The organism is Colwellia hornerae (genome assembly GCF_007954355.1).
Lineage (GTDB): Bacteria > Pseudomonadota > Gammaproteobacteria > Enterobacterales > Alteromonadaceae > Colwellia_A > Colwellia_A hornerae.
Genome location: NZ_VOLR01000041.1, coordinates 1 through 14,552, shown reverse-complemented (window position 1 = coordinate 14,552; position 14,552 = coordinate 1). Strand labels below are relative to the sequence as shown.

The following is a 14,552-nucleotide window of genomic DNA, read 5'->3' as shown; positions in this document are numbered from 1 at the left end:
TTTGTTTAACTCAGTATTATGTTTATTCATGCTCTGCTTTTGGGATAGATAGTGGTTTGGCGATTACTATCAGATCAAATTCAGAGCATGTTTTCAATTGTTTTATTCCTTAAGATCCAACCTATGAGTTTGGGTTAAACGATAACTGAAAATGATTAAATTCTACAAAGCTTGCCAATAATACCTGATATTTATTCGCTCCATCGCGCTGGTGTTCTAAAACACTAAGCGCATAACAACAGGCTTCTAGTGATGACAGTGCATTCTTTTTAGTTGTTTTCCTGATTTGATATTTTCCAACAATATCATTCGCCAAGGTAAAATGAGGCAGTTGTTGTAACCAAGCGTTACTCATAAACATTTTATAGGCTTTTTTCCAAGTACCGTCTAAGATAAACAAGCACTTAGGTCTTGTGATTTGGCGACTGTCTGCACTGAGTACCACGGCGTCAGCACTCGGATATAAAACAGCACATTGTTGATAATAGTGTTTCAACAGTAATTGCACTTCAATATTATCGGTAAAATTTTCACCGACGATAACTTGGCTATTTTTTAATGACTGGTGCAATAAGGTAACACTGCCTTTACTTTGTTTAACTTCTAATGGATGTTGTAAAATCACAATATGAATATCATTATCAACCGATGTCACTAAATGACATAGACAAGATTTCTCAGGACGTTCGCATTGTAAGCAGTATGCTCGAGTCATTAATTTAGGCTTAACAGATCATTATTAACTGAGGAGTTTACGCTGTTCGTCATTAAACGTTAAGAATATTTTCAATATAAAAAACATCTAAAATACAGTAAAATATATTTTACTTTTTGTTTATAAGTCTATTTTACATGCGATTGTCATTTTCTTCTTTTCCAATTTCTATTCAACAGATAACGATTCCTGTCATTGTTCTCCTTATCTCACTGATTGCGTTTGTATTTGATAGTAGTTTAAGTGAGTTTTTTGTTTACCAACGCAGCTTAGTCGTACAAGGCGAAGTTTGGCGGGTATTTAGTGGTCATTTTTTTCACACCAATGGTGTTCACTTCCTGTTGAATAGCGCTGCGGTTATTATGTTGTGGGCTTTACATGGTCACTTCTATAGCATCAAAAGTTATCTGACTGTATTTATGATAAGCGCTGTTATTTGTGCTGTTGGTATACATTGGTTTTCGCCAAACATTGAACAATATGTCGGTTTATCAGGTATTTTACATGGCCTGTTTATTTGGGGCGCTATCGAAGATATTAAAGCAAAAGAACGAACCGGTTACTTATTACTTATTGGGGTGGTGTTAAAGATAGCGCACGAACAATACTATGGCGCAAGTAAAGACGTCGCTGAATTGATTGGTGCAAATGTAGCGATAAATGCCCATTTATGGGGAGCAATAGGAGGTGTACTGGCTGTGGTTTTATTAATGACAATAAAGTACGCCAGTGGAAGATGCTCTTCTGGTGACAAATAAAAAGGTTACGCTTGTTTATAATACAAAGTCGTAACCTTTATAGTTAGTGCTTATTAACGCCTAAATGGCTTATAAGGTATTTTCAAACAACTTATAAATACGGCGATATTCATTTAACCATGAACTTGGTTGAACAAAACCATGGGGTTCGACTGGATAAATAGCCGTTTCAAAGTCTTGCTTTTCTAACTCAATCAAGCGTTGCACTAAACGAACGGTATCTTGGAAAAAGACATTATCGTCGACCATTGGCGCATTAATTAATAAGGGCTTTTCTAATCCCTCTGCGAAATAAATAGGTGAACTTCTCTCATAAGCAATAGCGTCATCACCTGGGGTATTTAAAATATTTGAGGTATAACCATGATTATAATAGGCCCAGTCAGAAACTAAGCGCAGTGCCGAACCTGACTGAAATAAATCAGGCTGAGTAAACATAGACATCAAGGTTAAGAAACCGCCATATGAACCGCCATAAGTACCAATACGCTGACGATCGACATTAGCATTATCAACTAACCAGTTTACACCATCACGCATATCTTCAACTTCAGGTTTGCCCATATGACGATAGATGGCTGTTCGCCAATCACGGCCATATCCTGCAGAAGCACGATAATCCATATCAATAACCACATAACCTTGTTGCACTAACAGACTATGGAACATGTATTCTCTAAAATACCCCGACCAACCTAAATGTGAGTTTTGCAAATAGCCCGCACCATGACTAAACATTACCGCACGATTTTTCTCAGCCGTTTTATCGAAGTCTTTTGGTAAATAAACACGAGAATAAACAGCTTCATCTTGATACGAAGAAGGCACAGCAACCACACTTGGCGCAGTCCAAGGCATACTTAAGAATTTTTCAGAGACCGTATGAGTTAAGCGTATCGCCGTAGCATCATCGTTAAGTGCTTTTACATAAAGCTCTGGAGGCATAGCTACTGTTGAATGTTCAATTAATAAGGTTGAATCATCTGGGCTTAAAGCATAATCATTCATACCGCCTAAATCAGTTAATGCACTAAACTGACCAGATTTTACATCTACTTGATAGATTTCATAAATACCCGGGTGTTTTTTATTGGCTTTAAAGACAAAACGCGACTTGTCTTGGGTTAAACTGACATCACTAATTTCAAATTGACCACGGGTGAGTTGCTTGGCTTTACCTGTTAAATTTTTACTGTAAAGATGCGAATAGCCAGTTTCTTCTGAGAGGTAATACAAGGTATTGTCGCCCTGTAACCAACCAAACTCATTAAAGCTCCAGTTGATCCAAGCATCATCATGTAAGCGATGCTGCGACTCTAACTTATTCTCCATTAAATTAACGGTTGTTAACCAACGGTCTTTGTTGTCCCATGCTTCTAATAATACCGCAACTTGTTTGCCGTTTTCGTGCCATTGAATAGGTGAGTTAGCTTGCATAACATGAATGTTACGTAGCAGTTTTTTTGACTGATAAACTTTACCTTCACGTTGATAGTTTTCTGCTTTAACACTCGCGAGTACATCTTCATCAGCACCTGGTAAAACATCATAACTTAATGGGAATTTTTGACCTGACTTTAAATCAAGTAAAAAAAGTTCATCATTATATTGACGATTATCAGCAACACGCTGACGGACCTTTTCTGCTTTTACATGACCATCTTCGGCAATATAATTGGGCATAATGTCACTATCAGCTTGGCTTGATACACTGCTACTAATACTAACAATAAGTTTGTCACCATTGGGCGATAAACTTGCGTGATTGATGCGTTTATTACCACCTAAATAGAAGTCACTTTTAGTCAGTGTTGAGTTTTGCGCTTTGAGCTTTTCTTGTTGGTTCTTTCTCAGTTCGCTATTTCTTTTTTGCAAGGCAACATAAGCGATTAAGTCATTTTGCTCAGTGGCAATATAACTGTCATCACTTTTGACATCTTTTGGATCAGCTTTTAATTGTAAATTAGCTAATTCAATAATTTTATTACTGGATAAGTCATGTTGAAAAAATTTGTTGCCAACGCGGTAAGCGACATTACCATTATTTAAAAACATCGCTGAATATTCATAAGCTGAAGTATAAGTCAGTTGTTGAACATCTAAACTAGCCAGCTCTTTGACAAAAACATTGCCTTCAAAAGTATAAATTTCATGAGTATTGGCTTTATTTCGCTGTGCGTCTCTATCACTGGCCACATGCATTTGCGCTAATTTAACTTTTTCTGCTTTATCATCCATCGTCGCTTGGCGATATAAATCACTTAGCGGACTACCGACACGCTTTTGTTTGTAGAAAATAGTTTGATTATCATCGCCCCAATACCAACTTTGTGGTGAACGTCCCATCCAATCAGGATCAGACATAATTTGTTCTAAGGTAATTAACAGGTCGTTATTCGCTGACAATGACGCGTTTGGGGTAACGGTTGAAGCAATAGCGATTGACTTTACTTCTTTGGCGGCCACCACAGATTTATTATTGCTGTAGGTATTATCTAAAATTTTTTCAGCTGTTTGATCAGTAGTCGTTGTAACACAGGCAACTAAAGATAAACTTATAGCGGCGGTTAATATTTTTATTTTCATAGGTAAGAGACTTATTTTAATCGTGAATTTTGAGAATCGACATCAGATAGTTAGTTATACTCAACCCGATAAATTTATACAATCAAATAGTAAATTTAACTGGCGGCAAAGTGTAATCTTATGCGACCAACCGCAATAAACTTGCGTCATAATGTACCAAGGCTTTTAAATATCCCCTTGCATCAATAAAGGCTACAATTAAAATGATAATTTGCTATAATCGCGCGCCTTGATCTATACAACAAATTATTGTTTTTTGTATTGACCAGCGACAATAAAATCTTATTAACACTATCCTAGGCCAAATTATGCTCACACAAGTAAAAACCTCATTGTTCGAATACCCAAAATACTGGGCTGAATGCTATGGAACAGCGCCGTTTTTACCTATGTCTCGAAATGAGATGGACACCCTGGGTTGGGACTCTTGTGATATTATTTTAGTGACCGGCGATGCTTATGTTGACCATCCAAGCTTTGGTATGGCAATTATTGGCCGAATGTTAGAGTCGCAAGGATTTCGTGTTGGTATTATTGCCCAACCTGATTGGCATACCAAAGATGCCTTTATGGAATTAGGACAGCCTAATCTCTTTTTTGGTGTTACTGCCGGTAATATGGACTCGATGATCAATCGTTATACCGCTGAACGCCGTATGCGTCATGACGATGCCTATACGCCAAACGATGAAGGTGGTAAACGTCCAGACAGAGCAGTAACTGCTTATACTCAACGCTGTAAAGAAGCTTATAAAGGTGTGCCAGTAATTATTGGCGGTATCGAAGCAAGTTTACGCCGTATTGCTCACTATGATTATTGGACAGACAAAGTGCGTCAGTCGGTATTATTCGATTCAAAAGCTGACATCCTCGTCTACGGCAATGCCGAACGCCCCTTAATTGAAATTGCCCACCGCATCGCAAATGGTGAGGAAGTTAAAAATATTACCGACGTACGTGGTAGTGCTTTTCTTGCTAATCAAGTGTTACCCAACTGGAAAGGTATCGACTCTCGTTCGATAGATAAACCCGGTAAAATAGACCCTATTATCAGTCCTTATCAAGAAATCACCTCTACTGATTGTTCTGAAAACAGTGCTGAAGCAGATGCGGCGGCAAAAAACACCGACACCGATATTACCAAAACAGCACAAGTGATTGAACTGACACCACATCGGGCAGAGCAACATAAAAATAAATCTTGGGCGGATAAAAAGAAGCCTTGGGAAACCACTTATATTAACTTACCTACTTTTGAACAAGTGCGTGATAACAAAGTATTATATGCCCATGCTTCACGTATTTTTCATCAGGAAGTTAACCCGACTTCTGCTAAACCTTTAGTTCAGCGCCATGGCAGCAGACTTATTTGGTTAAATCCACCAGCGACCCCCTTAACAGAAAGTGAAATGGACGGTGTTTTCGGTTTGCCTTATGCCCGAGTACCGCACCCAAGTTACGGCGATGCTAAAATACCTGCCTATGACATGATAAAAACCTCGGTTAACATCATGCGTGGTTGTTTTGGTGGTTGTACTTTTTGTTCGATAACAGAGCATGAAGGCAGAATTATTCAGAGTCGTTCACAAGAATCGATACTCAATGAAATAAAAGATATTCAACTGAAAGTACCAGGATTTACCGGGGTAATATCTGATTTAGGTGGTCCAACCGCCAATATGTATCAGCTAAATTGTAAAAGCGAAAAAGCTGAGGCAACCTGTCGTAAACCTTCTTGTGTATGGCCAACAATATGTGGTCATTTAGATACGGATCATACCCCTACTATTGAGCTATATCGTGCAGCAAGAAAAATCCCTGGCATTAAAAAAGTATTAATCGCTTCAGGAGTTAGGTACGATTTAGCGATTCAAGATCCGGAATATGTCAAAGAACTCGCAACCCATCATGTTGGAGGTTACTTAAAAATAGCTCCCGAGCATACCGAAGAAGGTCCTTTAAATAGCATGATGAAGCCAGGTATGGGCAGTTATGATAAATTTAAAGAAATGTTTGATCATTACTCTAAGTTAGCCGGTAAAAAACAATATTTAATTCCATACTTCATTTCAGCACATCCAGGCACAACAGATCGTGACATGGTTAATTTAGCACTTTGGTTAAAAAGTAATGATTTTAAACTCGACCAAGTTCAAAACTTTTATCCATCACCTTTAGCCAATGCCACTACTTTGTACCACACTGAAATAGATTCGCTGCGTAACGTAAATAAAAACAGTAAGAGTGTTGCCGTACCTAAAGGCACTATTCAGCGTCGCTTACATAAAGCTATCTTGCGTTATCATGATCCAGCTAACTGGCCGATGCTTCGCCAAGCCTTTATTAAGATGGGCTTAGGGAAAACGCTAATTGGTTCTAAACCAGGTTGTCTGGTCCCCAACGAAACCCGTGGCGAGAAAGAGCAGCAGCATTATAAGAATAATGGTAAAGGAAAAAACAATGCTAAAGGCAATAAAACTACCTTTGGCAAGAAGCCAGCAACGACTAAGCCAGCTTACGGCAAGAAGCCATCAACGAGCTCTGCTGCAGAGAAAGGTAAGCAAGGCTTAACACGTTTTTCAGAAAACCAGTTTGAAGATAGAAAGCCAAAGCAACCTTTTGGTAAAAAGAAAAAGTAATATTTTTATCTCCTAACATAAAGCCGCGTTTACTTATCAAGTAAACGCGGCTTTTTAGTAAAATAAAGATAGTGCAGATATAATACATAATAAAAACTAAAGGGAGCGAGCGTAATAACACTTTGAATCTGGTCTTAGTTCTCACTCACTATTTTATTATTACTTTTGGCTTCGTTAGGAAACTCCAGAGAAAAACAACATCCTTCGCCCAGTTTCGAAGCAAGCAGCACCTTGCCGTTATGCTTATCCATTATTGTTTTAACAATCGTTAAACCCACTCCTGTGCCTTTTGTTGCAGAGAGTTTTTCAAAGATACCAAAAATCAACGCATGATATTTCGAGTCGATACCTATGCCATTGTCTTTTACATGAATGGTTGTCGATAATTTTGTTTGGCTAGTAAATATATCAATCACCAAAGGAATTGCAGGGTCTTGATAGCGTATGGCATTACTGAGCAAATTCAATAAGCCCTCAGACATCAAACGTTCATTGGCATTAACGCTATGTAGATTTTCGGCAATATTGATGGTCACATTGGCTTCAAGAATTCCCTCTTCTAACACTGCACACTGTTGTTCGACTATTTGTTTTACATTAATAGCAGAGGTGGCTATAGCTTGTTGGACAATACGAGATAAATCGAGTAAATCTGATAATACCCTCTCCATGTTATCAACATTTTCGATGATCCGACTCAGTCGATAGCTTTGCTTTTCTGTCAATGTATTGACAAGCTCCAATTGCAATTTATGACTAAATGCGGATATGGTCACTAATGGCGATTTAAGATCGTGTGACACCGTATAAATAAACTGTTCCATTTCTTTATTTTTATTGACTAATTGCTTGTTAAGTTTAGTCGCCTGACGTCTTTCTTTTTCAACATCTTCCATCATACTCAATAAGATGGCTTGCGAACGAGCCATATCAACTTTATGCCCTTCCATCTTGATGTTTAACATGTTGCTTTGCTTGAGTGCATTTTGCTGATCTTTAAAGAAAAAATGAATAATGGCGATCAAGGTAAATAACAAGGCAACTAAGACAATAAAACCAAATTTAAGGCTGCTATGAAGTAAGTCAGACATCTGAGCTTCAAGTAAAATAGCAATATTATCTGCGACTGATTTTATTTCGATATGAGAAGGCTCATCGTCGTACCGCAAATAATGATCGACTTCACTTATGCTCATATTTTTTTCAGTCAAGGCTGGTAACAAGGATAATCTTTCCTTATAAGCCACCAGCATATCTCTTACCGCCTGCATTTTAAGTTGCCCGAGAATTAATGCACCTTGCACTTCTAATTTATCTAATTGGATATTTGCTTTACGAAAATTTTCAAAAGCATCAACCCGATAGTCAGAGTCATTAGGTCTTAAAATCGCATTTTTAAAATTATGTATTAAGCCAACATAACCAAGCTGATTTTGCAGTTCAATGATGACCGAATACACCGAAACACGTTGTTCTCGCATGTCTTTTTGTTTCGACACATAATCGAGTGCAATAAGAACTTCCAGTGTGATAAAAAATAATAACAGTGCAGTTAATACAGCATTCTTAGAGTTCATTGATGTTCCAAATAAAACCGAATGCGCAGATTAGTATTTAACACAGACAATGCGTTAGAGTTAAACATCGTAGATATGTTCTCGTTTGAGTTCTAGCATCAAGGCATTAACCTCTTTTTTCAACTCGATGACCCGTTCCTCTCGGTCAAGTGTTGCTGAATAAACTGAGCTCATTTGACGGTTGCTTTGTTTTAGCGCCTCAACTTCTTTAAGTGTTTTATTATATTTAATTTCCACACCCGGCAATTGAATAAGATCAGGTAATCTTGGTGCTAAAACAATAGCAGTTAAAAGAGAGGTGAAAGCTGTCAACGCTTTTATCCAACCTTGATACTCGTAAGCGGGATACCAAGTAACATAAATAGCGACAAAATGTGTAGTACCACAAAAGAAAATAAACGCCATAAACAGGGCAAATATATCTTTGTATGGCACACTTTCTTTTCTTTTGTAGAGTAATATGCCCAAAATAATGGTGATGAGGTAATAAGCAACACCTATGGTGATATCAGAGATGACATGGGTCCATAAAATATCGGGTCGCCAAAGGTAGCAATGTCCGTGAGGCATAAAATTGGGGTTAGCAAATTGCTGTAACCATTCGTTCATGGGTATTCCTATTATAGATTGTTTAGTGGATTTTTTTTATATTTATTATTAGTAATTTACACTTTTGGAAAACGCAATTCAAAACGACACCCTTGATCTACTTCAGAGACTAACTCTACTAAGCCAGTGTGTTTATCCATTACCGCCTTGACAATAGTCAAGCCAATACCGGTCCCTTCACCTTCAACAATCTGCTCAAAGACATGAAAAATACGTTTGTGATCCTTTTTTCCTATACCAGTGCCATTATCATTGATAAATAAAGAAACGGCGGTATCCGATTCTTCAGTATGGATTTTTAATTGTAAATTCCGCTCAGAGCTTCGATATTTAATTGCATTGTTTAACAAGTTATCGACACATTGTGAAAAAAGTGGCTGATGAGTAAGAATAGAGTGTAAGGGTTTAGATAAAATAAATTCAACATTCAATACTCGATTTTTGGTTAGTAATCTCTGCCAGCTTTTTTCAATAAGGCTAGTCACATCATGAGGTACTTTAGTGATTTCTCCTTTCATGACCCTAGAAAGCTCTAATAAATTGGTTAGCAAATCAGCCATATTTTTCACATTTTTAAGTATTCTACTGAAACGATGTTGCTGTTTTTCGGTAGTTTGACCTATTAATTCTTTTGCTAACGTGGAGGTAAAGCCATTGATCGTAACCAAAGGTGATTTCAAGTCATGTGATACCGCAAAGACAAACTGCTCAAGCTCCTTATTTTTTGCTGCTAAGGTGTTAGTCAACGACAGCGACTTTCTAACAAGACTTTCTTTAATACCCTCAACTTTTCTTAGCTCTAAATGAGCAACAACCTGCTGGGCAATAATGGTTAACTGTTGTTTTTGAATATCTGTTAACTGTGATGGTTTGTTATCAATAGCACACAAAGTCCCCAATCTTAATCCATCAGGTGTTACCAATGGCGCACCAGCATAAAAGATGACCTGAGCGGATCCGGTAACTAAAGGGTTATCATGAAAACGCTTATCTTTACGACTGTCTGGTATTTCGAAGACTTCTTCCTGGTGAATAGCGTGCGCACAAAAAGCAATATCACGAGGGGTTTCCTCTACTTCAAGCCCATAATGAGACTTAAACCATTGTCGTTTTTCATCAATAAAGGAAATCAGCACAATAGGAGTGCCACAGATACTGGAGACCAGCTCAGTTAGCTGATCATATGTTTGCTCAACTGGCGTGTCTAGAATGTTATACTCATCTAATGCGGCCAAACGAGCCGATTCATTGTCAGGTATTAAAGCTGATATCATCTTTTACCGCTCCACTTATATCAGGTTATGCGCAAGGATTAGTGAGATTTAAACCCTTAGTTTATTGATATTGTGCTAACAATTTTTCTTCTAAGATATTGCCTGGCATAGGCTTACCCAGTAAGTAACCTTGTATCTTATCTATGTTAAGTTCATGACAAACCAGTAACTGCTCCTCCGTTTCAATACCTTCAGCAACAACAATAAAATTTAGAAGTTTTAGCATAAGAGTAACGGCTTCAAGTAAGCTTTTTTTGTTGTTAACACTTGGCACTTTGTTCTGTAACGACTTATCCAATTTAACGATATCAATAGGGAAATTATTTAAATGAGAAATAGAGGAAAACCCCATACCAAAATCATCTAAAGCTATTTTAAAGCCTTGTGATGATAATGAATGTAGTGTTTCTCGTGTTACCTCATCATCTTCTAACAGTGCTGTTTCTGTGATTTCTAAAATAATGGTATCAGGTCTAACACCGTGCCGTGTTGTCTCATCAATTATTTTTTGAGTTAATTGCGGATCTTGTAATTGTAAAGCTGATATATTAATGGCCATGGCAAAATTACTGTCAAATCGTCTTTGCCATGATGCTAAGTCGGTTAGGGCTGTAGTGAGTACCCATTGCCCAAGATCGTGAATCAAACGAGTCTCTTCAGCAATAGGAATAAACTCATCAGGTGTGTATGATTTTGGCGTATCAGGCCATCGAATAAGAGCTTCGACACCTTTAATTTTATCATTATGCGCACAAAAAACTGGTTGATAAAATAATCGAAACGATGACTTGCGCAATATTTCACTCATCTCACTTTGAATTAAAAACCGACGATTAAATTCATTTTGATAATGAGATTCATAAAAACGTAGAGCGTTCTTACCGTTCTGTTTTGCTCGGTACATAGCAATATCGGCACACTTGACCAACTGGACTCTGCTCTCAGCATCATTAGGATATAAGGCCGCCCCCATACTGATGGTACATTTAATGCGATGACCGTCGATCAAAAAAGGTTTTTGGAATGAGCTTAAAATACGATTGGCAATCATATTAACTTCTTCAACAGAATGGACATTTGCTAAGGTAATAGCGAATTCATCGCCGCCAAGTCGGGCAAAACCGTCATTAATTCTTAAACATTCTTTAACTCTAGCCACCAAATCTACCAGTAATTGATCACCAGCGTGATGACCTAGTGAGTCATTCACATGCTTGAAATCGTCTAAATCTAAGGCTAGCATCCCCACTGAAAGCTTTGAGCGATCACTATTTGCAATCATAAACTTGAGGGTTTCATCAAAATAATAGCGATTATGCAGACCAGTGAGTTGATCCGTTTCTGCCATATTCTTCAAAGCCAAATAGCTTTCGTGCATGCGCTGTTCCATTTCAAAGCGTTTCTTAGAATGTATAATCGCTTGATGGAGTTTTACATGTGAGATGTCAATTTTAGGGATAAAGTCTTGAGCTCCGGCCTCAATGCAATTCAACGCGATTGAACTATCTTGTGCGGCGCTGATGACAATAATAGCGGTATTACCTAGATTTGGACGAGAGCGGATGTCGATAATCATTTCAATACCATTAACTTCAGGCATATGATAATCAAGTAAAATAACATCAAAGGTTTCTGCTTCAATTAAGGCAAGACCTTTGGCGACAGAGTCAGCCTCTTTGACTTCGTAACTATTTTGTAAAGATGAACTCAACGCCCTTTTTACCAGCGCAATATCAATTTCGTCGTCATCAACAATCAGTATTCTCATTTAGGACCCATCCTGCCATGGACATCTACTTTGTAATACAACACAAGGACATCCATAACCTTTTGTGAAAATCAACAATACCATTGATACACATTTACATTAGCAACCTAAGTTGATAATGTCTAATTTTCATGGATGTAATGGTATTTGATCATCGACAACGGAAAACACTAATTATGAAAGTGATGGTATTTGATTATTGACAACGGAGAACACTAATCATGAAAGTGATGGTATTTGATTATTGACAACGGAGAACACTAATCATGAAAGTGATGGTATTTGATTATTGACAACGGAGAACACTAATCATGAAAGTGATGGTAATAGAAGACAACCCAGATCACTTCGAGATTATTGAAGATGCCTTCGCGTCTATTACTGAAATACACGCACACGTAGTAAGGTCTGAAAGTTTATCAGCAGGCGCAACAAGACTTTCCTCAGAACACTTTGATATATGTTTATGTGACTTACAACTTCCTGATTCAACAATAAGCGAAACCGTGCTGTGGTTAAGTATACAAACCAATCCGTTGCCGATAGTAATATTGACCTCAGTTAATAGTATTGAAATTGCACAAACATTACTGAATAAGGGTGTACAAGATTATTTATCTAAAGACGAACTAACGCCACAATTACTATATAAAACATGCTGTTATGCTATTGAAAGATTTAGGCATCAACAAGAATTCGCAGGATATAATCAAGACATGCAAGCATTCTGTGCTAGCTTGTCCCATGACTTCAATGGTCATATTAGTCGTATCATGGGGGTATCTAAAGCCTTGAAAGCAGATTTAACTTCAAGGACAGATTGTACACCCAATGAATTAAAATGGTTTGACTACCTTGAGAAAAGTACAACGGATGTACATAGCCTGGTATCAGACTTACAAAGCTACTTATCTGTTGGCTATGCAAATCAGGTATTCGAATCTGTTGACTTAAAGCAGGTTATTACTAAAGCGGTTGCTTCACTCAAAGATGCAATACAAACTGATTTTAAAGTTAATCTACCGGATAAGCTGGCCAATATCTCGGGTAACATTGCTTTGTTACAACTTCTGTTCCAAAATCTTATTGCAAACAGCATAAAATTTAATAATGGCTTAGCGATTATCAACATAGTAATGCACGACACGGGTAATTATATTGAAGTGGTAGTGCAAGATAATGGTATTGGCTTCAACCCAATACATGCTGATAAAATATTTTCGCCTTTTAACCGACTTGTCAATGATAAAAAGTTTTCAGGTTCAGGCTTAGGCTTGAGTATTGTTAAACGGATTATTGAACACCATAGTGGCAGTATAGAAGCGCAATCTGAATTAGGTGTAGGAAGTATATTTACGCTAAAATTTAAAAAGATAAAATGACCGGAAGTTAACTGGCTAAGCAATTTTAGGATAGCTAAACAGATAGAGAGAAGATTATGGATAACCTTAAAGCAATTTCGGCCTTGATGGTTGAAGACAATATTGATCATGCAGAACTGATGATGGATGCTTTCAGTGATTTTAATATTAAAAATTCTATCGCGCATGTTTTGGATGGAGAACAAGCGGTTGCTTACTTGAGAAATGAAGCACCATTCGAAGATAGTAGTCAATTTACTCGTCCAGATATTATCTTTCTCGATATTAGAATGCCAAGACAAGGCGGTATTGAAACGTTAAAAATAATTAAAGCCGATCCAGCCCTCTGTGGTATTCCAGTGGTGATGATAAGCACATCAAGCACAGCACCAGAAATAGAGGAATGTTATAGCTTAGGTGCTAGTGGCTATATTACTAAGCCTTTACAGTTTGATGATTTCTCCAATAAAATGAAAGAGCTAAATTACTATTGGGTGTTAACCTCTGAGTTACCGAGCTAATAAACTATCCTCGTTACTAAGAGTTTAATTATTATATTATTATTACCATGAAAATTTAATCTAGTAATTTTTAAAATACTGGTAATCAAACAGCCCTTTACCTTATCTCCATTAGAAGCAGAGCATGACCTACTCTGACATGGGCATATCAAACATAAATCAAACTACCCTTGTTATCAATGCACGCTAGCTACAAATTCTGTTTTTTAAACGCCAGAAAGCAAAAAACCCGTTACGTTAGTAACGGGTTTTTGACGTGTAGGGATATACTAATGTCGCATTGCCAAGGATGGCCAAGAGCGAGCTAATTAGAAGCGGAGCATGTCCTACTCTCACATGGGCATGTCGAACATAAGTCACACTACCCTTGTTATCAATGCACGCTAGCTATAAATTCTGTTTTTAAACGCCAGAAAGCAAAAAACCCGACTCTTTCGAATCGGGTTTCTCTAATTAGAAGCGGAGAATGTCCTACGCTCACATGGGCATGTCGAACATAAGTCACACTACCATCGGCGCTACGGCTCTGTAGTTACATAATAAGTGTAAATGCTGTGTTTTTAAACGTCAGAAAGCAAAAAACCCGACTCTTTCGAATCGGGTTTCTCTAAATAGAAGCCTAGCAATGTCCTACTCTCACATGGGAACTCCCACACTACCATCGGCGCTACTGCGTTTCACTTCTGAGTTCGGAATGGGATCAGGTGGTGCCACAGTGCTATTGTCGCTAGACAAAAAGGTTAC

At 37.7% G+C, this 14,552-nt stretch carries 10 protein-coding genes and 1 rRNA gene; 4 read left to right on the top strand and 7 right to left on the bottom strand.

Annotation, left to right across the window (positions count from 1 at the left end):
- Positions 1 to 121: 121 nt before the first annotated feature.
- Positions 122 to 715 (bottom strand): tRNA-uridine aminocarboxypropyltransferase, encoded by a 594-nt coding sequence (locus ESZ26_RS18265; RefSeq protein WP_146801153.1) that lies wholly within the window; start codon positions 713 to 715, stop codon positions 122 to 124.
- Between the two features lie 137 nt (positions 716 to 852).
- On the opposite strand from ESZ26_RS18265, the gene rrtA reads away from it, so the two are divergent.
- Entirely contained in the window at positions 853 to 1,473 is a 621-nt protein-coding gene (rrtA, locus tag ESZ26_RS18260) for a rhombosortase (protein WP_146801151.1), read from the top strand.
- 69 nt (positions 1,474 to 1,542) lie between these two features.
- On the opposite strand, the gene ESZ26_RS18255 is transcribed toward rrtA, so the two are convergent.
- A complete protein-coding gene (locus tag ESZ26_RS18255) occupies positions 1,543 to 4,059 on the bottom strand; it encodes a S9 family peptidase (RefSeq protein ID WP_146801149.1) in 2,517 nt (838 codons plus the stop codon).
- 308 nt (positions 4,060 to 4,367) lie between these two features.
- Here ESZ26_RS18255 and ESZ26_RS18250 point away from each other — a divergent pair, with 308 nt between their 5' ends.
- Positions 4,368 to 6,698, top strand: coding sequence for a YgiQ family radical SAM protein (locus tag ESZ26_RS18250; protein WP_146801147.1), 2,331 nt, complete (start codon positions 4,368 to 4,370; stop codon positions 6,696 to 6,698).
- 134 nt (positions 6,699 to 6,832) lie between these two features.
- On the opposite strand, the gene ESZ26_RS18245 is transcribed toward ESZ26_RS18250, so the two are convergent.
- The 4 genes from ESZ26_RS18245 to ESZ26_RS18230 all read right to left on the bottom strand — a co-directional run bounded on the left by ESZ26_RS18245 (position 6,833) and on the right by ESZ26_RS18230 (position 11,926).
- Positions 6,833 to 8,275 (bottom strand): sensor histidine kinase, encoded by a 1,443-nt coding sequence (locus ESZ26_RS18245; protein WP_146801145.1) that lies wholly within the window; start codon positions 8,273 to 8,275, stop codon positions 6,833 to 6,835.
- 60 nt (positions 8,276 to 8,335) lie between these two features.
- A complete protein-coding gene (locus tag ESZ26_RS18240) occupies positions 8,336 to 8,884 on the bottom strand; it encodes a hypothetical protein (RefSeq protein ID WP_146801143.1) in 549 nt (182 codons plus the stop codon).
- A 56-nt stretch (positions 8,885 to 8,940) separates the two neighbouring features.
- A complete protein-coding gene (locus ESZ26_RS18235; protein ID WP_146801141.1) occupies positions 8,941 to 10,158 on the bottom strand; it encodes a sensor histidine kinase in 1,218 nt (405 codons plus the stop codon).
- Positions 10,159 to 10,219: 61 nt separating this feature from the next.
- The gene (locus tag ESZ26_RS18230; RefSeq protein ID WP_146801139.1) at positions 10,220 to 11,926 is read right to left on the bottom strand and encodes a two-component system response regulator; all 1,707 of its coding nucleotides are present in this window, start codon (positions 11,924 to 11,926) and stop codon (positions 10,220 to 10,222) included.
- 311 nt (positions 11,927 to 12,237) lie between these two features.
- Here ESZ26_RS18230 and ESZ26_RS18225 point away from each other — a divergent pair, with 311 nt between their 5' ends.
- Positions 12,238 to 13,308: an ATP-binding response regulator gene (locus tag ESZ26_RS18225; RefSeq protein WP_146801137.1), complete on the top strand. Its 1,071-nt coding sequence runs from the start codon at positions 12,238 to 12,240 to the stop codon at positions 13,306 to 13,308.
- Between the two features lie 56 nt (positions 13,309 to 13,364).
- The gene (locus tag ESZ26_RS18220) at positions 13,365 to 13,808 is read left to right on the top strand and encodes a response regulator (protein WP_146801135.1); all 444 of its coding nucleotides are present in this window, start codon (positions 13,365 to 13,367) and stop codon (positions 13,806 to 13,808) included.
- Positions 13,809 to 14,425: 617 nt separating this feature from the next.
- Here the strand turns inward: ESZ26_RS18220 and rrf are convergent.
- Positions 14,426 to 14,540 (bottom strand): 5S ribosomal RNA (rrf, locus tag ESZ26_RS18215).
- Positions 14,541 to 14,552: the final 12 nt, after the last annotated feature.